At 71.5% G+C, this 19444-nt stretch carries 18 protein-coding genes; 6 read left to right on the forward strand and 12 right to left on the reverse strand.

The window, feature by feature from the left end; genetic code table 11:
* Positions 1 to 32: 32 nt before the first annotated feature.
* The 3 genes from ACFCV8_RS19955 to ACFCV8_RS19965 form a co-directional block, all read right to left on the reverse strand.
* Entirely contained in the window at positions 33 to 446 is a 414-nt protein-coding gene (locus ACFCV8_RS19955) for a DUF6086 family protein (protein ID WP_376686702.1), read from the reverse strand.
* A gap of 264 nt (positions 447 to 710) precedes the next feature.
* Entirely contained in the window at positions 711 to 857 is a 147-nt protein-coding gene (locus ACFCV8_RS19960; RefSeq protein ID WP_376686703.1) for a hypothetical protein, read from the reverse strand.
* A gap of 115 nt (positions 858 to 972) precedes the next feature.
* Positions 973 to 1530 carry a DUF3291 domain-containing protein gene (locus ACFCV8_RS19965; RefSeq protein ID WP_376686704.1) on the reverse strand — a complete coding sequence of 186 codons (558 nt, stop codon included), beginning with the start codon at positions 1528 to 1530 and terminating at the stop codon, positions 973 to 975.
* 332 nt (positions 1531 to 1862) lie between these two features.
* On the opposite strand from ACFCV8_RS19965, the gene ACFCV8_RS19970 reads away from it, so the two are divergent.
* Positions 1863 to 2774: an NAD(P)-dependent oxidoreductase gene (locus ACFCV8_RS19970; RefSeq protein ID WP_376686705.1), complete on the forward strand. Its 912-nt coding sequence runs from the start codon at positions 1863 to 1865 to the stop codon at positions 2772 to 2774.
* Positions 2775 to 2944: 170 nt separating this feature from the next.
* Here ACFCV8_RS19970 and ACFCV8_RS19975 read toward each other — a convergent pair whose 3' ends face one another.
* Positions 2945 to 3619 (reverse strand): hypothetical protein, encoded by a 675-nt coding sequence (locus tag ACFCV8_RS19975; protein ID WP_376686706.1) that lies wholly within the window; start codon positions 3617 to 3619, stop codon positions 2945 to 2947.
* 11 nt (positions 3620 to 3630) lie between these two features.
* Positions 3631 to 5685, reverse strand: a complete 2055-nt coding sequence (locus ACFCV8_RS19980; RefSeq protein ID WP_376686707.1) for a pre-toxin TG domain-containing protein — start codon at positions 5683 to 5685, stop codon at positions 3631 to 3633.
* 485 nt (positions 5686 to 6170) lie between these two features.
* Between ACFCV8_RS19980 and ACFCV8_RS19985 the strand changes: the two genes are divergently transcribed.
* Positions 6171 to 6818 carry a LysE family translocator gene (locus ACFCV8_RS19985; protein WP_376686708.1) on the forward strand — a complete coding sequence of 216 codons (648 nt, stop codon included), beginning with the start codon at positions 6171 to 6173 and terminating at the stop codon, positions 6816 to 6818.
* A 43-nt stretch (positions 6819 to 6861) separates the two neighbouring features.
* Here ACFCV8_RS19985 and ACFCV8_RS19990 read toward each other — a convergent pair whose 3' ends face one another.
* The 3 genes from ACFCV8_RS19990 to ACFCV8_RS20000 form a co-directional block, all read right to left on the reverse strand.
* Positions 6862 to 7674 (reverse strand): class I SAM-dependent methyltransferase, encoded by an 813-nt coding sequence (locus ACFCV8_RS19990; RefSeq protein ID WP_376686709.1) that lies wholly within the window; start codon positions 7672 to 7674, stop codon positions 6862 to 6864.
* 226 nt (positions 7675 to 7900) lie between these two features.
* Complete coding sequence (locus tag ACFCV8_RS19995; RefSeq protein ID WP_376686710.1) at positions 7901 to 8443, reverse strand: hypothetical protein; 543 nt, start codon at positions 8441 to 8443, stop codon at positions 7901 to 7903.
* Complete coding sequence (locus ACFCV8_RS20000; protein ID WP_376686711.1) at positions 8440 to 8688, reverse strand: helix-turn-helix transcriptional regulator; 249 nt, start codon at positions 8686 to 8688, stop codon at positions 8440 to 8442. The genes ACFCV8_RS19995 and ACFCV8_RS20000 overlap by 4 nt, the downstream gene beginning before the upstream one ends.
* 186 nt (positions 8689 to 8874) lie before the next feature.
* On the opposite strand from ACFCV8_RS20000, the gene ACFCV8_RS20005 reads away from it, so the two are divergent.
* Positions 8875 to 9324, forward strand: a complete 450-nt coding sequence (locus ACFCV8_RS20005) for a hypothetical protein (RefSeq protein WP_376686712.1) — start codon at positions 8875 to 8877, stop codon at positions 9322 to 9324.
* A 138-nt stretch (positions 9325 to 9462) separates the two neighbouring features.
* On the opposite strand, the gene ACFCV8_RS20010 is transcribed toward ACFCV8_RS20005, so the two are convergent.
* Positions 9463 to 9876 (reverse strand): GNAT family N-acetyltransferase, encoded by a 414-nt coding sequence (locus ACFCV8_RS20010; RefSeq protein WP_376686713.1) that lies wholly within the window; start codon positions 9874 to 9876, stop codon positions 9463 to 9465.
* A gap of 91 nt (positions 9877 to 9967) precedes the next feature.
* Here ACFCV8_RS20010 and ACFCV8_RS20015 point away from each other — a divergent pair, with 91 nt between their 5' ends.
* Entirely contained in the window at positions 9968 to 10702 is a 735-nt protein-coding gene (locus tag ACFCV8_RS20015) for a translation initiation factor IF-2 (RefSeq protein ID WP_376686714.1), read from the forward strand.
* A 387-nt stretch (positions 10703 to 11089) separates the two neighbouring features.
* Here the strand turns inward: ACFCV8_RS20015 and ACFCV8_RS20020 are convergent, their stop codons facing one another.
* The 3 genes from ACFCV8_RS20020 to ACFCV8_RS20030 form a co-directional block, all read right to left on the reverse strand.
* The gene (locus ACFCV8_RS20020) at positions 11090 to 12247 is read right to left on the reverse strand and encodes a serine/threonine-protein kinase (protein WP_376686719.1); all 1158 of its coding nucleotides are present in this window, start codon (positions 12245 to 12247) and stop codon (positions 11090 to 11092) included.
* Positions 12248 to 12480: 233 nt separating this feature from the next.
* Positions 12481 to 13380, reverse strand: a complete 900-nt coding sequence (locus ACFCV8_RS20025) for a phosphotransferase enzyme family protein (protein WP_376686715.1) — start codon at positions 13378 to 13380, stop codon at positions 12481 to 12483.
* Positions 13381 to 13429: 49 nt separating this feature from the next.
* Entirely contained in the window at positions 13430 to 14965 is a 1536-nt protein-coding gene (locus ACFCV8_RS20030; RefSeq protein WP_376686716.1) for an FMN-binding glutamate synthase family protein, read from the reverse strand.
* 360 nt (positions 14966 to 15325) lie between these two features.
* Here ACFCV8_RS20030 and ACFCV8_RS20035 point away from each other — a divergent pair, with 360 nt between their 5' ends.
* The gene (locus ACFCV8_RS20035) at positions 15326 to 16396 is read left to right on the forward strand and encodes a bile acid:sodium symporter family protein (RefSeq protein ID WP_376686717.1); all 1071 of its coding nucleotides are present in this window, start codon (positions 15326 to 15328) and stop codon (positions 16394 to 16396) included.
* A gap of 427 nt (positions 16397 to 16823) precedes the next feature.
* A complete protein-coding gene (locus ACFCV8_RS20040; protein ID WP_376686718.1) occupies positions 16824 to 19406 on the forward strand; it encodes a bifunctional FO biosynthesis protein CofGH in 2583 nt (860 codons plus the stop codon).
* Positions 19407 to 19444 lie beyond the last annotated feature (38 nt).

Consider the following 19444-nt stretch of genomic DNA (forward strand, 5'->3'; position numbering starts at 1 on the left):
GCGAGCCTGCCGCAGGTGCTGGCAGACGAGCCTCAGGTCGCTATGTGTCGGATGAGCTCGTGCGACTTCTGCTGCAGTGCGGCTGTCCACTCCTTTGCATGGGGATCCGAAGCCGTCTTGAGATAGCGGCTCTCGGCGCGCTCGGCCGCCTGCCAGTTCACCTCGATGTTCGCATTCTCAGCCAAGGCCAGCACCGTGGCAACGAACCCTTCGGACAGGGTGGCCATGATGGCGTGCCTGGTTTTGCTATGCCAGGCGAGCAGGGCGTCGACGAACGCTGCGAATGCGATGGGGTCGATCTGACACTCGTCAGCTTCCATGGGGCCGATGCCGGATGGCAGACCCACTTCGGCTTGATAGACGATGACCTGGCTCATGAACAGCCGGGACGCCCCGTTGGACGGGTTCCACAGGGTTTGGTCGCTCAATTTGTAGTACTGGCTCACGTCAACCTCTCACTGCCGGTCATAGGGGGTCGACGCTACGGTCAGTCAGCCCTCCACGGAATGTGAGCCAGAACCCGTTGTCGTGAACAAAGCCACTGGTGTGTGTGCCGCCAGGCGCAACGACCACTGCGCTACAGGGCCCGTCGTGAACCCGGGGAACGCTACCCCACGACCGAACCCCCTGTCCGCGAAGCAGGCCGCGCCACCGGGGCGGGCGGCGGGAAGGAAGGGTTCGAGCAGGAGGACGGCGTCAGGAGCCGCCTGTCACGCGGATCGCGCATGCTCCGGATTTGAACGCACCAGCTCGATGAACGGGTGTCCCGGGCTCAGTACCCGCTCGGTGTCGGCGAGGTTGTTGCGTGAGGTGAGGGTGTCGGGGTGGGCGGGGCCCAGTACTCGTTCCGCGGCCACCGGTCCGGTCGGGGCCGGGGCCGGGGTAGGTGCCGGGGTAGGTGCCGGGGTGCCGCTTCGCGCGTACGCCGGGCTGCGGCCGTTCCCCGTACGCCGGTCCCGTGCGAACGGCCCGTCAGCCGGCCCGGCCGTCCTTCGGGCCGATGCCCCGGGTTCTGGCCGGAGTTCCGTCCGGGGTGAACGCGTGGTGGAAGGTGAAGGCGTGCGGCGCGGGGCCGTTGTCGTGGAGGTGTTCCAGCCTGGAAACCCCGTCCTGCCAGGTGGGTATCACGCCGGCCGGGACCCACCAGAACGCGTAGAGCGGGTGGGCTGTCCTCTCGAACCAGTCGTGACGCCTGTTCAGTGCCTCGCGGTGCACTCCGGTGTAGATGGCGTCGAAGGCCGAGTGCAGGTCGGTCCAGAGCGAGAGGGTCGCGGCCAGGGCGGTGGTCTCCGCCGTGCGGCCCTTGTCGTACCAGGCCGGTACGGCGAACTCCCCCCAGGCGCCCCAGTCCAGCTCGAAGTGCGAGCCCCGGCCGCCGTCCGCCGCTTCGGCGCGGGCGAGGTACCCGGGGTGCCGGCCGATCGTCTCGTAGACGGCCTCGCCGCTGTCGTGGAGTTCGCGCGTGAGAGGTGCGGGATCGGCGAGCGGTGACTTCAGGACGCCGAATGTGTACAGCACGAGATGGGGCATTCGTCTCTCCCTGGTTGGGGTGCCTGGTGTGGGCCCGGTCAGGTGTCCTACGCGTGGGGGCGAGGAATCGTGGGGCGTGACCGAATCGCTGCGACAGGTAGGGCTCAGCACGATGAACTCCTCGGCGGCCGTGGGCGATCGCCGAGGACCAGGTGAAGGTAGCGGCCTCTGCGAGCGCTGTCGAAGTTGCGTTTCCCCTGCACAAGTGGCTTCCCGTACACGTGATTTCCCGGTCCGGGCAGTCCGCCGTGCTCGGGTACTTACGAAAAGGTAAGTACCGCAGTAAATAGTGGGTACTTCCGAGCGGGGCGGTGCTCTTCGAGCATGGAGGGGTGAACGAACAGCAGAACCACACCACCGAGCAGCACACCGCCGCCGTCACCGTCATCGGGCTCGGCCCGATGGGCCAGGCGATGGCCCGTGCCCTTCTCACCGCCGGTCACCCGGTCACCGTCTGGAACCGCACCGCGAGCCGGGCCGAGGACGTCGTCGCCGCCGGGGCGACGCTCGCCGCGACACCGGCCGAGGCGGTCGGGGCGAGCGGCCTCGTGCTCCTCAGCCTCACCGACTACCGGGCGATGTACGACATCCTCGGCGACGCCACCGCCTCGCTCGCCGGGCGCACACTGGTCAACCTGAGCTCCGACACCCCCGACCGGTCCCGTGAGGCGGCGGCCTGGGCGGCGGGCCACGGTGCGACGTTCCTCACCGGGGGCGTCATGGTCCCCGCACCGATGATCGGCACGCAGGCGGCGTACGTGTACTACAGCGGCCCGGACGAGGTGATGCGCAGCCACGTGGGGACGCTGGGGCTCGTGGGCACGCCCAAGTACGTGGGCGAGGACCCGGGGCTGGCGCAGATGATGTACCAGGCCCAACTCGCCGTGTTTCTCACCACGTTGTCCGCGCTGATGCAGGCCACCGCGATGCTGGGCACCGCAGGGATGAAGGCCGAGGACGCACTGCCGGAGCTGCTCTCCGCCGCCGACTCGATCGGCGCCATCCTGCGGTCCACCGGCGGGAACCAGGGCACCGCGATCGATGCGGGGGAACATCCCGGTGGCCTCAGCGCGGTCACCATGATGGGCGCGACGGCCGACCACATCGTCGAGACGAACTCGACGCTCGGGCTCGACCTCGCGCTCCCGCTGGCCGTGCAGGCGCACTACCGGCGCGCGATCGAGAGCGGGCACGGCGGCGACAACTGGACCCGGATCATCGACGGCATCCGGTCGCCGCGCTGACCCCGGCCGGAGTCGGGTCCGGGTCGACGCCCGGGGCGTCCGGGACCGGACCGTCGGCGAACGGGGCGAGGGCCCCGGATTCGGCGGATTCCGGGGCCCTCGGTGTTACGTCGGCCTTTACGCCGGCCCTTCCGTCGGCCGTTACGTTTGCCGACGCGTAGGCGGGTGCGTCAGTCGACGAGGTAGCGGATCGCGTCGACGACATGCGGGCCGTGCCCGAACGCCGCGCTGACGCGCTCCAGCCGGGCGTACGTCTCCGGCGTCATCCGCGACGCGTACCCGTTCATGGCGTGCAGCAGGAAGCGGAACGCCAGCTCCGCGCAGACCACCTCCGCACAGCGCACCAGCGCCCGGCGGACCGGGTCCACCGGATCGTGACCCTCCGCACGCGGCTCGATCAGGCCGACCAGCCGGACCACCTCCGGGGCCAGGCGCCGGTGACCGGCGGAGACCGCGTCCGAGCCGTCCTTGCCGCAGGGGGTGTACGTCGTGCAGGACGCCTCCGACGCGCCGCGCCCCCGGGCCAGCGGGACGGCCACGGCCAGCAGCCGGTCCAGCCAGACACGCGCGGCGCCGTGAATCGCCGGGGCGCCGCCGAGCGGCGGGTCCGTGGCGTGCCGCAGCAGGGCGATCTCGTCGTCGTCGAGCCCGGAGTCCCGCAGACGCAGGAGGTCCTCGACGAGCAGGACCACCCGGGTGGGGTCCCCTTCCGTGCCGAGGTGGTTTCGGACATGGTCCATCTCCTCCTCGGCGTACAGCACCCAGTCCGCGTGGAACGACGCGGCCAGCTCGGTCACGCCGAAGTCGAAGACCGTGTCCTCGCGTGCGGCCGCGGGATCGTGCATGGCTGGTCTCCTTACAGCGGGTAGGCGGTCAGTACGTAGAAACCGCCGGGCTTGTGGCCCTTGCGCACCGCCAGTGTCACGCTGAAGCGGTTGCTCGTGGTCGCACTGTAATTGCCGAGGTGGTCCACGCTGTCGCCCAGCGAGCCCGTGCCGTACGTGCCGGTGAGGGTGAGTGTCTGCGGCTTGCCGGGCTTCCCGGAATCCTGGACGAACTTCGTGATGCGGTCCTTGTTCTGGTCGACGAGCTGATTGACCGCCTTCTGCGCGAGTCCGGCGCTGGACCAGCGGGAGTTCGGGGTGGGCCGGTTCATCTTCCGGGTCTTCTTCTTGGCCAGCTCCTCCATCTTCTGGACGGTCACGTTGACGTGCTCGTCCAGGGTGTGCGCGACGCCCGGGAACATCCGCTCGGCGCGGGCCAGGTCGGTGCAGTTGTGCACCAGAACGTCGTCGGTGCCGACACGGACGTAGTAGCTGTCGATCCCGCTGACATCGAGGTCGTACGTGTCCTGCCGCTCGGTGCCGCGGTCGGTGGCGGTGACCGTCACGGGTCCGCCGTCCGGGGTCCGCAGAAGGTCGCCGGGCCGCAGCTCGCCCGCCGGGACCCAGCTCCCGCGCTCGGGCAGCCAGTAACGGTGGTTCTCGGTGGAGGTGACGGTGCCCGACCGGCGGGAGTCACCCTCCCCGGCGGCCACGGTCAGACGGACGAACGTCTTGTCCGTGTACGAGGAGGTGAACGGCACCGACTGCACCGGTCGCGGAGCCGTCAGCTCGGCGTCGCCGCCCGCGTCGGTGGCCAGGACGAGGTCACCGGCGCGTACGTCCTCGATCGGCTTGTGCGAGCCGTTCGCCATCAGCACCGGCGTACCGGCTGGGAAGCTGTTGCACGCGAAGACCACGTCGCCCTTGCGCGCGGCCCTGATGTCGTCCGGGACGAGCTTGCCGCCGAGCTTGAGCCAGCGCAGCGCGGAGAGGGAGCCGAGGCCCCGGTCGAAGCCGCCGATGTGCTCGTCGGTCACCAGGTCCTTGCCGGTGACGGCTTCGATGACGCCCTTGGCGTCCCCGATGCCCGGCAGCAGCCCGAGCAGGATGGACATGCGGCGTTGCTGCTCCTCGCTGTCCATGCCGGAGGGGCCGTCGCTCCAGGTCTTGCCGAGGCCGGAGAAGTCGAAGTCGAAGGCGGGCACTTCGCGGAGGCCTTCGGCGGCCTTCTTGATGTCGGGGACGACCTTGTTCATCCCGTCGACGGCCTTGTTGGCCTCGCCGATTCCCTGGTTGACCTGGTCCATGCCCTGGTTGGCCCTGGAGATGGACTTGTTCATGTCGTCGAGCGAGCGGTTGATGTCGTCGACGGCGCCGTTCATCGTGTCCAGCCCGCGGTTCATCCGGGCGAATCCGGCGTTCATGTCGTCGAGCGCCTTGCTGATGCCGTCGAGACTGCCCTTGACGCCGGTGACCGCCGTCTGGAACTTCGGGTCGCCCACGATGTTCGCCAGCACCAGAACGAGCTGAATCAGCGTCAGCGTGAGCTGGATCATGACCAGAATGGTCTCGATCGTCTCCAGCACGTCCCGTACCAGCTTGTCGATGTCGGTCTGCGCACCGGAGGCGACCGCGCGGATCTGATCCTCGATCTCCTTGCGGCGGTCGGGGTCCGTGATGGTGGTCGGGTCCTGCTTCAGGGCCTCCTGCAACTTCTGGAGTCCCGCGACCTCCTTCTTCACCGTGCCGAAGTGCTCGACGGTGTCCTTGTGGAGGTAGTGGATGCCGTAGGCGAACATGCCGATGCCCGCGCCGACCTTGACGGCCTTGCCGGCGAAGTCCCGGTAACAGGCGGGCTTCTCCAGCAGCGACAGCTTGCCGCAGCCGGAGATGGTGATGGCGCTCTTGACGATGGCGGCGAGCCGGTCGGCGTCGAGCTCCGCCTGGGTGGCGGCGAGGTTCTTCTCCGCGGCGGCCACCTGGATGCCCTGTGCGGCGACGGCGCTCTGCTTCCCCATGCCGAGCGTCAGGAAGAGGCTGAGCAGAAGGAGGAAGGAAAGAGGTCTCAGTCTTGAACGGTGAATCATGTGTGTCCTGTGCCGGAGGGCGCGGTTCCACCGGATGGTCGATCCGGCGCGTCCTGCGCCCCGTGTTCCCCAGGGGGTGTGTGGTCGACACAGCCCCCCGATTACTTACGAGTAGCTTATATCGGGCGGTGGCGGCCGACTGCGGCCGGGTGGCGGGCGGGAAGAAGTGTGGCCCGGTCAGATTCCTTCGCTGACCTGCGAGAACGCCCTGATGTCGATGGCTGAGGTGTCGTCAGGTGGGGCCTGGGGCGGGGCCTGGACGTGGCCCCCCGGCCCCGCTGCGCTGCCTCCCGGGCTTCCCGGAGACCGCCCGGGGCGACCGCCTCGGGCGGCGTCCGTCCGGTGTGGTGTTCTTCCTCGTCCCCGGCGGCCTGTTCGTGGGCCTCGCGGGTCCGGATGCCCGTCACGGGGCGGTGAGCGCGTCGCCGGAGGTGTGGCCGGGTGCGTGACCGGGGGCGCGGTCGGGTGTCGTACGCTGGCATTCCATGGCAATGAGTACTTCGCTGTGGTCCTTCGCCCTCGTCGTAGGGCTTCTCACTCTCACCCCCGGGCTCGACACCGCGCTGATTCTGCGGACGTCGGCGGTCGGCCGCCGCAGGCGGGCCTGGGGCGTCGTCCTCGGCATCCAGACCGGCACGCTGCTGTGGGGTGTGCTCACCTCGCTCGGTGTGACGGCACTCCTGACCGCCTCGCACCTCGCGTACACGGCGCTGCGGTGGGTGGGTGCGGCGTACCTGGTGTGGATGGGGGTGCGGATGCTGCGTGACACCTTCGTCCCCGCCGGGGAGCGGTCCGGGGCGGAGGCGGCGGATCCGGCGCTGCTCTCCGGTGCGGACTCGGTCGGCGGCGGGTGGCGGCAGGGCACCCTCACCAACATCCTGAACCCCAAGATGGGGGCCTTCTACGTGGCGGTCCTGCCGCAGTTCATCCCGGCCGGGGTCAGCCACTTCACCATGGGGCTCCTGCTCACCACGGTGCATATCCTCCTCGGCCTGGTGTGGTCGGCCGTCCTCATCGGGTTCGCCCGTGTCCTGCACGGCTGGCTCCGCAAACCGCAGGCCCGCCGCCTGCTGGACCGGATCACCGGCACCGTCGTCGCGGGCTTCGGCCTCCGCCTGGCCCTGGGGGACTGAGGCGGGGCCTCGCGGCCGAGAGAGGTGGGGGACGTTCGCCGCGTCACGCCAGGCCGTGGGCCAGCAGGGCGGTGTGCGGCAGTACCAGCGAGCCGTCCGGGCCGGTGAACTCCGCGCACAACGAATCGAAGTGGTTCTTGATCCCGGCGATCACCGCCGGGCTCTGGCTCGTCACGATCCGCCCGATCGTCGCCACTCCCGCGGCCGGTCCGCTCCACCACTCCTCGCGTGTCGTGCGGTGGTCCCAGGCCAGGTTGGTGCAGCGGACGTCCGTCAGGCCCGCCGCCTCGCCGAGCAGCGCGGCGAGGCCCTGTTCCGTACGGGAGAAGTCGTCCTCGGGCGCGAGCGCGGGCAAGTGGGCCGGGCGGGGTACGCCCGCCGCCCCGACCGCCCGACCCAGCAGGGCCTGCCCGGCAGCGGCCGGAACCGCCCAGATGGTGACAGCGATGCGCCCGCCGGGACGCGTCACGCGCCGCAACTCCCGCAGGGCTTCCCGGGGGCGGCCGACATGGTTGAGTACGAAGTTGCCGACCACGGCATCGAACGCGTCGTCGATGAACGGCAGGCCGGGCAGAGCGGCGAGCCGCACGTCGGCTTCCGGGGCGGCCGACGCGGCCAGGGCGGCCATGCCGGGTTCGGCGTCCACCGCCGTCACCTTCGCGCCCCGCTCGCACGCGGCCACGGCGGCGGTGCCCGTGCCCGTACCCACATCGAGGACCCGTGTGCCCTCCGCGACCCCGGCGGCGTCGAGAAGCGCGGGCACCGGATACGCGCAGAGCTTGGCGAAGCCGGCGGCGTAGGCATCGGCCTGCCCCGCCCACGCCCGCCGCTCGGACGCGTCGAACGCCGTCTGCATGGCCCGTACCCTCCCCGGTCTTTGGTACCTGGACTCCGGCCCCCGTTGTCCGGGCTTCCGGAACAGCCGCCCCGCGACGGTGATCCCCGCGACGGTGACCCGCGCTCCGAGGCTAGTGCGGCGGCCGGAGACGATCAACGAGGTGGAGCCGTCCGGGACCGCGCCCAAAGCGTGCCGCACGGCCTTCGGTCGGGCCTCCGATCGGCGTCGGCGGCGGGTCCGCCCGTCAGGCCGCGAGGTGCCCGTCCTCCTCGTCCTCCTCGGTCAACTCGTCCCGCACCATCAGCCCGGCCACCCACAGCGGCATCAGCCAGTGCACCGCGAGAACGGCGAGGAGCAGCGGGCCCGCGTACGTCTTCGGGGAAGCGCCGCCGGTCAGCTGCACGATCAGCAAGGCGACGGCCGCCGTGGCCAGGAGCAGGGTCGTCACTCGGTGCGCGCGGGCCTGCACCCGGGCGCGTTCCTCGGACTGCCGCTCGTCCAGCGCCCGTTCACGCAGTTCGAGCAGGCCGCGGGTGGCGCCGTTGATCGCACCGGTCGCGACCATCCACGGCAGCAGCAGCGCCACCACGGCGACCAGGGGCCAGACAGGCTTACCGTCCGCGGGCAGGGCGTACGCCATCAGGGCACCGATGGCCGCGGTCAGCGCCAGATGCGCGGCCACCACCGAGCGCCGACGGGCGGCCGTCGCGTACAGCGGCATGGCCCGGCGGTCGTTCATCAGCCGCAGCATGCTGCGGTCGTAGCGCGTGAGCGGGGGTGTGGTCATGGCGTCTTCCTCCCGTAGATCTCGTCCGTGAGCGGCCGGAACGGTTCGAGCGAGAACAGTGCCTCCACCGGAAGCCCGAAGAACTTCGCGATCTTCAGCGCCAGGTCCAGGCTCGGGTTGTACTGCCCGCGCTCGATGTAGCCGATGGTCTGGTAATGCGCTCCCACCTCGTCGGCCAAGTGCTTCCGCGACACCTTCCGCTCGGCGCGCACCACAGCCAATCTGTTGTACAGCTGCTCACTCATGTATAAGAAGTACTACATTTTGGTGGAGGGTGGCAACAGGCCGCGTGAAGTTCCGGGGGTGGGGTGACGCCGTCGGCGGTGGCCATGAGGTGCCCCGTGACCGTGTCGGACGCGGGAGCCGGGAGCCGGGAGCCGTGCGTCGAAACGGACTTGCCACTCGGCCGCTCCGCGGGATGACATGCCCCCATGAGCAGAATGGCGCAGGTGCTGGTCCTGGCACGGTACGAGGACGAGGTGATGGAGCCGCTGACACGGGTCGACGAGACGCGTACGTGGCACGGCTGTTTCGAGCGGATACCGGACTGGTTCGTCGGCGGGTGGTACCTCGAGTTCTTCCGCGAGAGCCAGCGCCGCGGGGTCCTCGCCGACCTGGAGGCGCTGCCGTGGAACAGCCCGGAGTGCGTGCAGGTCATGCTCCACGACGAAGACGACGACTGCTTCGGGCTGTGGATGTTCCATGATGGGGTGCTGGCCGAGGTGTCGATTCCGCGCGTACAGCGGGTCCACACCCCGCCACCGCCGTGGTGGGGCGACAGTCCCCGGCCGGGACACCTACAACGGACGGACGGACCGGACGCAGAGACGCTGTCGCTGCACTCCCCCGAGCACGAACAGGACCCACGACTCTGCTGGTGAGGAAACCGGCGGCGAAGCACCGCACGCCGTCCGCCGCGCCGTCCGCCGCGTCGGCCGGTTCGGAGGCGGTGCGGAGGCGGAGGCGGTGCGGCGGCGTTTCACGGCCGTCCGTGGCCGTCCGCGGCCGCTCGCTTCCGTTCACAGCCGCATGAGCCCGGCAGTCGTGGGCCGGAAGCCGCACTGCTCGTAGAAGGACTTCAGGTGCGGCTCGTGGTCCACGTGCAGCCAGTCCGCACCGCGCGCCCGCGCCTCTTCGGCGGCCGCCCGCACCAGCCGTACCCCGAGCCCCTTGCGGCGCTCGTCCGGGTGCACGGTCGTGTCCAGGATGAAGGCGTGCACGCCACCGTCACCGACGACGTTGACGAATCCGACCGGACGGCTCCCCCGGTGCGCCGCGATCCATACGAGGCTCCGGTCCAGCACCGGCGCGAAGAGGACGGTCCGGTGATCCGGCCACGACGCCGCGAACAGCTCGTTGAGCTCCGCGTCCGTCAGGCCGGGGCGGACGGTCAGCACCAGGTCGTCGCTCCGCGGCCCGTCATCGATCAGCATGCGCAGCAGAATGCCACGCGCCCACGCCCCGGCCATCACTGGTGACGACCGATCGGTTGTCCGTCGAACGCGTTCCCGGAAGACTGGACAGATGCGCCGACTCCTGCTGCTCGCCCCGCTGTTGCTGGTCACCGTCGGCTGCGGGGTGGTGCAGTCCTCCGAGGACGAGGCTACGGACGTCGCGCGGGAGGTGGCCAGGAAGGCGGGCGAGCGGCTCCACGGCCAGCGCCCGCGCACGGCGGAGGAGGTGGGGCGCTCCGCCTCGGGTATCGACGGAGTGGAGGTGATGCGGGTGACAGGCACCTCGACACACGACGGGGACGGGATCGAAGTGGTCGTCCGTACGTCCGGCTCGGCGTACAACGAATGGTCCGAACCCGAGGAGGCCGTCGTGCGGCGCTGCTTCGCGGTGCGGGTGTCGCCCAGGTCCGAGTGGCGTGAGGAACCCCGTGACGTGGAATGCCCGGGCGGTCTCGCGCTGACCTTCGCCCCGCCGCCCCAGCCGCCCCGGCTGCCGTACGAGGAGCTCCGGGCGAGACTTCCCCGGGTGCCGCGGGGCGGCCGGGCCGACGAGGCCGAGGTGCGCCGTGTGCTCACCGCCCTGGACCTGAACCGGGCGATCAGTACCGAGGTGAAGGCGGAGGGCGACCGGGTCGGTGTTCTCCTGTCGGTGCGCGGCAACGGTTTCGACCCGCAGGACTGCCTTCTCGCCCGGGTGGCCCCCGGCGCCACCGACGTATGGGTGCCGTCCCGGATCCAGCGGATGCCCGGAGAGGGCGGCTGCACCGTCGGCAACGCCCTGGACCCGGCACCGTCACCGCACTGAACGGGCGGCCGGGCGGGGAGAGCCGGTGGCCCCGCCCCGCCTGCCTCCGTCGCGGACGCCGCCACGACCCCGCCGTGTTTCCACCGCTCCGCCCCGAGTGGGAGGAGCCGGGCCGCCCCCGCGCCCGGGACGCCCGGCCAGGGCCGGGAGAACCGGCCCGGCTTCCGGCCGTTCCGGCGCAGGACTCCCGGAGAGCCGAGGGGAATCGCCCTAGGGCGTGTTTCGAAAGTCCCGTCTGCCCGGGGGCGCCCGGCACGCACACTCGCCGCGTTGTCGGGATCGCCCCGATACATCCAGTATCGGGGCGGCCCTCCGCCTTGCGATCGCACGCACCGGACACCCCCGGGCCTGCCCTCCGGGCAGACGACGCTACTTTCGAAACACGCCCTAGTCGCAGAAGTGGTCCAGGACGTCCGGCAGGTGCCGGGCCCATCGGTCGTACGTCTCGTCGTCCGGCGCGGTCAGGGTGCAGTCGTACGGGGCGTCGTCGGTGCACTCGATGAACAGGGTGCAGCGCCGGCCGGCGTAGTCCAGTCGGTGGCCGATGCTCGCGATCTCCTCCCAGAGGAACTCGATGCTGATGTCGCGGACGTCGGCCAGTCTGATCTCGACCCCGTGGGTGTCGATCACCATGGTGCGTTCGTCGTCCTCGGCGTAGAAGAAGTCGGCGATCTCGGCGGGAGGCGGTGTCCCGGGCCCGGGAGGCGGTGTCCCGGGCCCGGGTGACGGTGTCACGGGCCCGGGAGGCGGCGCCACGGGCCAGGACGGCGGTGCGACGAGGGTGGGCGGTGGTGCGAGGACCGTCGGCGGGTACGGGACGTCCGCGGCGTCGGCGAACGTGTCGAGCAGCTGCTCCGTGGTGGGCCGGAGCGCCGGGTCCTTGGCCAGGCAGGCCTCGACGGTCCCGCGTATGCCCTCCGGGACCGACGAGACGTCCGCCTCCGTGTGCACCGAGCGGTACATCAGCATCATCGGGGCGCCCTCGCCGAACGCGCTGCCGCCCGCCGCCGCCACCAGGACGGCACCCAGGGCGAACACATCGGCCGCGCCGGTCACCTCCCGGCCCTCCGCCTGTTCGGGGGCGAGATAGCCGGGGGTGCCGAAGGAGTGGCCCGTCGCCGTCAGCCGGGTCGACTCGACGGCCCGGGAGATGCCGAAGTCCAGGACCCGTGGACCGTCCGGCGCCATGATGATGTTGCCCGGCTTCAGATCCCGGTGCACCAGCCCGCACCCGTGCACCGCCGCCAGCGCCTCCGCCAGCGCCGCCCCGAGCCGCTTCAACTCGTCCTCGGGCATGCGGCCTTCGGCCCGGAGGCGCTCGGCCAGTGTCGGACCCGGCACGTACGCCGTGGCCAGCCAGGGCGGGTGGCCGTCCGGATCGGAGTCCACCACCTGCGCGGTGTGGAAGCCGCCGACCCTGCGCGCCGCATCCACCTCGGCCCGGAACCGGGCCCGGAAAACAGGGTCCGAGGCCAGCTCAGGCCGGGCCACCTTCACCGCCAGCAGGCGCCCGCCGCGCGACCGGGCCAGATGGACCGTACCCATCCCGCCCGCACCGAGTTCACGCACCACGACATACGGACCGATCCGTTCCAACTGGGCCTCCCGTGCGAGTGGTTCGCGTATGCGGTACGCCAGGATCGTAGAGCGCGACGGCCGGATCCGGTCGAGGAACGGCGGGCCCGCCGCAGTGCGCCGGCCACCGCGGTCGTTCGCCCCGTACCCCGGTCATCCGCGCGGGAGGAATCCGCACGGGCCCGGCTCGTCCCCCGCCCCGCTCACGCCCGCCCGGCGAACCACTGGCGTGCGGCCTCCAGCCCGGCCTCGTTCATGGCCGGGTCGGGGAGGCCGGTGAGGTCGCCGCGGGCGATCCGGCGCGCGAAGTACACGGCCTGGCCGGCCCAGCGGTAGTCCAGCAGGAGGCCCAGCGAGCGGTCCACCTCGGTGCGGGTCAGGGCGCCCTCCGCCACGTAGGCGTCGAGCAGCGGGCGCATGGGCTCCGCGCCCCGGTACATCACCAGTGCCGCCAGGTCGTACGCCCGTGGCCACACGCCCGTCCCGCTCCAGTCGATCATTCCGCAGACACCGGTCGCCGGGTCGGTCCGGAAGACGTCCGGGGCCGGGTCGCCGTGCACCGGCCCCCAGGTCAGGGCGGGCAGGCCGGGGCCGTTCAGCCGGTCCAGGACCTCGGTGACCACGGGCCCGAGCCAGGGGCGTACGCCCAGGTGCTCCGTCGGGAGGAACAGGCGGGCGGGCGCGAGGTCCGTGTCGTCCCCGGTGCCGAGTGCGCGATGGGCGCGGGCGAGGGTGGTGCCCATCGTCTCCAGCTCGGCGCGGGACTCACCGGTCAGCGCCCGGCCCTCGACCCAGCGCAGCAGGGCCGCCGACCGGCCGCCGAAGGGTACGGCCGACCGCCCGCCGGTCGTCGCCACGGGGGCACCGGCCGGGATGCCCGCCCGCTCCAGCCGCTCCGCCAGCCGGAGGCCGCGGGCGAACGCCTCCCCGGCCTCCGGCTCCACCGCCTTCACCACCCACCGCGTGTCACCGGAACGCACCTCCCACGTAAGGGAGTTCATACCGCCCTCGAGCGGTGTGACGTCGTCCACGCGGAGGTCCCAGTGCTCCGCGAGCAGCCGGGCGACGGACAGAACGGTGTACGGGGCGTGGTGGTCGGCCATCGTGTCGACTCCTCCGTGCGGGCGGGTGCGGCCTCTTGCGCCAGGCGCGTCAGCCGTGCTGGTCGCCCGGCTTCTCGGTGAGCAGGGCGGTGATCTCCTGGGCGAGCTCCGGGCCGAGTTCGCCCCAGCCGTTCTTGTAGCCGTAGACGCTCGCCAGCGTACGGGCCTCGTAGTCGCCGTTCATGATCTCGATGTCGTCGGCGGTGATGAGCGCCGGGTGGGCGACGCCGACCGCTCCCGAGACCTTCAGCAGCTCCTTGCGCAGGGTGCGCAGGTAGACGGCGGCCCGGGCGGACTTCGAGGGGGCGTCGACGCCCCGTACCAGCCACGGGTTCTGGGTGGCGATACCGGTCGGGCACTTGTCGGTGTGGCACTTCTGCGCCTGGATGCAGCCGATCGACAGCATCGCCTCACGGCCCACGTTGATCATGTCGACGCCCAGGGCGAAGGCGACCGCCGCGTTCTCCGGCAGGCCGAGCTTGCCGGAGCCGATGAAGGTGAGCCGGTCGGTCAGGCCGTGCTCGGCGAACGTGCCGTAGACCCGGGAGAAGCCCATCCGGAACGGCAGCGACACCGAGTCGCTGAAGATCAGCGGGGCCGCCCCGGTGCCGCCCTCGCCGCCGTCGATCGTCACGAAGTCGACCCCGCGGTCACCGGGCGCCATCAGCGTGGCCAGCTCCTGCCAGAAGCTCATCTCGCCCACGGCGCTCTTGATCCCGACCGGCAGCCCGGTCTCGGTGGCGAGCAGCTCCACGAAGTCGAGCATCGAGTCGACGTCGTGGAACGCCGTGTGCCGGGAGGGGGAGGCGCAGTCCTGGCCGGCCGGGATGCCGCGGATGGCGGCGATCTCGGGGGTCACCTTCGCGCCCGGCAGCATCCCGCCGAGCCCCGGCTTCGCGCCCTGGGAGAGCTTGATCTCGATCGCCCTGACCGGGGCCCCGGCGACGACGTCCTTCAGCTTGTCGAGGTTGAAGGTGCCGTCCTCGTTGCGGCAGCCGAAGTACGAGGTCCCGATCTGGAGGACGAGGTCGCCGCCGTTGCGGTGGTACGGGGAGAGGCCGCCCTCGCCCGTGTTGTGCATCGTCCCGGCCAGCGCCGCACCCTTGTTCAGCGCCGTGATGGCCGCGCCGGACAGCGAACCGAAGCTCATCGCCGAGATGTTCACGATGCTCGCCGGACGGAACGCCTTGGCCCGCCCGCGCGGGCCGCCCAGCACTTTCGCCGAGGGCAGCGGGGCCTGCGGATCGTGCAGATCGGGCAGTGCGCCGGCGAAGGTGCGCTGCTTTATGTACGCGTGCCCCTGCACGTGCTCGACGTCCACGTCGGTGCCGAAGCCGAAGTAGTTGTTCTCCTCCTTCGCCGACGCGTAGATCCAGGTCCGCTGGTCACGGCTGAACGGTCGCTCCTCCTCGTTGGAGGTCACGACGTACTGCCGCAGCTCCGGGCCGATCGTCTCCAGCAGGTAGCGGGCGTGCCCGACCACGGGGAAGTTTCTGAGGAGGGCGTGCTTCTTCTGGACGAGGTCGCGGGCGGCCACCACCGCCAGTGCCGTCGCGGCCGCCGCACCGATGCTCCGAGCGCGCATGAAACGTTCCTCTCCTCCGGCTGTACGACCCCGACCCCCTCGCCTTGCGGCGGACGGCGTGGGCGCTGTTCTGACGGACCCGGCCGGGCAGGCCGGTCGTCCGACGACGAAACGACACACCATAGCCCCGAAGCCGTACGCGTGAATGGACGGGGCGGCCCCGCTCACTCGGTGCGTGCTGCCGGTACCCCTGGGTGCCGGACGAACGTCGTCCCGTGATGCCGAACTCCGCCCGGGTCCGCTCCACTCCGCGTCTGGTCCCGCACGGGCCGGAGTCGCGTCGTACCGCCGGCCACGGAACCTGCCGGGATGGCGGCAGCCGCGGCGACGTAGCACTGCGCGACTACTAGGCTCCACTGCGTGACTACTGTGGTGAATGCTGTGCAGCGGTGGCTGCTGGGGCTGATGCTGCTCTGCTACGTGCTGGCCGGCGCGTTCCCGGCGCCCGGCGAGAGGCTGCGCGGGCTGGCGCTGCCGATCCCCGTGGGCGCGAGCGCTCTGACGCTGTCGATGGTGCTGCTGGCGGTGATGCTGTTCAACGCCGGCCTGGGGGTGCGCGTCGCCGATCTGCGCGGGGTGCTGTCCCGGCCGGTGCGACTGGCCCTCGGTATCGCCGCCAACGCCCTGCTTCCGTTGCTCGTGCTCCCGGTCGTCGCTCTCGGCCTGCGCACCTGGCCCGATCCGGCGGAGGCGGAGGGGCTGGTGGTCGGGCTGATGCTCGTGCTGGCGATGCCGATCGCGGGCGGCGCCGCCTCCTGGGGGCAGAACGCGGGGGCCAACGTCCCGCTGGTCGTCGCCATGGTGATGGGATCCACGCTGCTCAGCCCGCTCACGGTGCCCCTCGGAATGCACCTGGCCGGCCGGCTGGTCGGTCCCGACGGTGCCGGCGCCCTGGACGACACGGCCACGGTCGACCTCATCGCCCGGACAGGGGCCGGGGTCTTCGCGCTGGTGTCGGTGGTGCTGCCGTGCCTCGCCGGAGTCGTCGTACGGATCGCGCTCGGCGAGGACCGCGTCTCCCGGGCCCTGCCCGCGATCAAGTGCGTCAACCTGGTGAACATCCTGCTGCTCTGTTACATCAACGCGGCCGGCGCGCTCGGGCAGGCCCTCGCCCATCCGGACCCGGATCTGCTGATCCTGGCGCTCGTCCTGTCCGGTGCGGTGTGCTGCCTGGCCTTCTGTTGCGGACGATGGATGTCCCGCTGGACGCACTGCAACCGGTCGGACGGGGTCTCCCTCATGTTCGCCACCGGCATGAACAACAGCAGCGCGGCGGCCGTGCTCGCCGCCTGCTGGTTCCCCCACCGCGCCGCGGTGCTGCTGCCGATCCTCTCCTACAGCCTGCTGCAGAAGATCGTCGCGGGAGCGGCGGCGAGGCCGCCTCGCCCCGGGAGAAGGGGTGCGGCCGCCGCATACGCGAAGTCGGGTTGACCGCCCCGGACTCCGGCGGCTCGGCCCGCCCCTCCACCTCGCCGGTCGCGACCGCCGGGCAACGCAGTCGCCGACCGGATCGGGCACTGGATGGGACGCCGGGTCGGACGCCGGGTCGGGCACTGGATCGGACGCCGGGTCGGACGCCGGATCGGGCACTGGATCGGACACCGGATCAGGCACCGGGTCGGACACCGGATCAGGCACCGGATCAGGCACCGGGTCGGACACACGTGACACTTGCCCGGTCCGCTGTCACATTCGCGGCACGGGGGTACCCCCTGCGAGGGCGAACGCCCCGTCGATCGGCGTGAGAACCACCGCGGTGCCCCGAGCGCCGGGACCCCACCGGAACCGAACCGTCCGGGCACACCGTGTGACGGAGGCCCCGGTCCCGGGCGCGGGCCCCGCTCGTATGCTCGGGACCATGACCGATCAGCAGCACGGACGCCCGACCACCAACGCCATGCGGCGCGCCCTCAAGCGGGCCCGCGACGGTGTCGCTCTCGACGTGACCGAGGCCGCCGTACTGCTTCAGGCACGGGGCGACGACCTGACCGATCTCGCGGCCTCCGCCGCACGGGTACGGGACGCCGGGCTGGAGGCGGCGGGACGGCCGGGAGTGATCACGTACTCCCGCAAGGTCTTCATCCCGCTCACCCGCCTCTGCCGCGACAAGTGCCACTACTGCACCTTCGTCACCGTCCCCGGCAAGCTCCGGCGCGCCGGACACGGCATGTTCCTGTCGCCCGACGAAGTGCTCGACATCGCCCGCGCGGGCGCGGCCATGGGCTGCAAGGAAGCGCTGTTCACCCTCGGGGACCGGCCCGAGGACCGCTGGCCCGAGGCCCGGGAGTGGCTGGAGGCCGAGGGGTACGACGACACCCTCGCCTACGTACGCGCCATGGCCATCCGGGTGTTGGAGGAGACCGGCCTGCTGCCGCACCTCAACCCCGGCGTGCTGACCTGGACCGACCTCCAGCGGCTCAAGCCCGTCGCCCCCTCCATGGGGATGATGCTGGAGACGACGGCGACCCGGCTCTGGTCCGAGCCCGGCGGCCCGCACCACGGCTCCCCGGACAAGGAACCGGCCGTGCGGCTGCGGGTTCTGGAGGACGCCGGACGTTCCAACGTGCCGTTCACCACCGGCATCCTCATCGGGATCGGCGAGACCTACGAGGAGCGCGCCGACTCGCTCTTCGAACTGCGCCGCACCGCCCGCGCCTACCACGGCATCCAGGAAGTCATCGTGCAGAACTTCCGGGCCAAGCCGGACACCGCGATGCGCGGCATGCCGGACGCCGAACTGGAGGAACTGGCCGCCGCGATCGCCGTGGCCCGGCACATCCTCGGCCCGTCCGCCCGCATCCAGGCCCCGCCGAACCTCGCCGACGCCGAGTACGCGCTGCTCATCGGCGCGGGCATCGACGACTGGGGCGGCGTGTCACCGCTCACCCCCGACCACGTGAACCCCGAGCGCCCCTGGCCGCACATCGACGAACTCGCCGCGAGAACGGCCGAGTCCGGCTTCACGCTCCGCGAACGCCTGACCATCTACCCCGAGTTCATCCAGCGCGGCGAACCCTGGCTGGACCCCCGGCTGCTGCCGCACGTGCGCGCGCTCGCCGACCCGGAGACCGGGCTCGCCCGCGAGGACGCGATGCCCGGCGGACTGCCCTGGCAGGAACCCGACGAACAGTTCGGCGCGTCCGGCCGCACCGACCTGCACCGCACCATCGACACCGAGGGCCGCACCGGCGACCGCCGCGAGGACTTCGACGAGGTGTACGGCGACTGGGAGGCGCTGCGCGAGGCCGCCGCCCCCGGCATGGTCCCCTCCCGCATCGACACCGACGTACGCCAGGCGCTGGGCCAGGCCGCCGACGACCCGACGAAGCTCACCGACGAACAGGCCCTCGCCCTGCTCCACGCGGACGGCCCGGCCCTCGACGAGCTGTGCCGGATCGCGGACACCCTGCGCCGTGACGTGGTCGGCGACGACGTCACGTACATCGTCACCAGGAACATCAACTTCACCAACGTCTGCTACACCGGCTGCCGGTTCTGCGCCTTCGCGCAGCGCCGCACCGACGCCGACGCGTACACCCTCTCCCTGGACCAGGTCGCCGACCGGGCCGCGCAGGCGTGGGACGTCGGCGCGGTCGAGGTCTGCATGCAGGGCGGCATCCACCCGGACCTGCCCGGCACCGCGTACTTCGACATCGCGCGGGCGGTACGGGAGCGGGTGCCCGGCATCCACGTGCACGCCTTCTCGCCGATGGAGGTCGTCAACGGGGCGACCCGCACCGGCATGTCCGTACGGGACTGGCTGATCGCCGCGAAGGAGGCCGGGCTCGGCTCGATCCCCGGCACGGCGGCCGAGATCCTGGACGACGAGGTCCGCTGGGTCCTGACGAAGGGCAAGCTGCCCACCGCGACCTGGCTGGAGGTCATCAGGACCGCCCACGAGGTGGGCCTGCGTTCCTCCTCCACGATGATGTACGGCCATGTCGACCAGCCCCGCCACTGGCTCGGCCACCTGCGGACGCTGGCCCGGCTCCAGCAGGAGACCGGCGGGTTCACGGAGTTCGTGACGCTGCCGTTCATCCACACCAACGCACCGGTCTACCTCGCGGGCATCGCCCGTCCCGGCCCGACCGACCGGGACAACCGGGCGGTCACGGCGATGGCCCGGCTGCTGCTGCACCCGCACATCACCAACATCCAGACCAGCTGGGTCAAGCTCGGCACCGAGGGCGCCGCCGAAATGCTCCGCTCCGGCGCCAACGACCTGGGCGGCACGCTGATGGAGGAGACCATCTCCCGGATGGCGGGCTCCGGCTACGGCTCGTACCGCTCGGTCCAGGACCTGATCGCCATAGCTGACCGGGCGGGCCGTCCGGCGAAGCCGCGCACCACGCTGTACGGGGAGGTCCCCGAGGAGCGGGTGGCGGCGGCCGCGGCCTCGGACGGGCACCTTCCGGAACTGCTTCCCGTGCTGCCCGACTGACGGGCGGACGCATGGCGGGGCGCCCGGCCCGCGCGGCC

The organism is Streptomyces sp. NPDC056347 (assembly GCF_042262625.1).
In the GTDB taxonomy this organism is placed as follows: Bacteria; Actinomycetota; Actinomycetes; order Streptomycetales; family Streptomycetaceae; genus Streptomyces.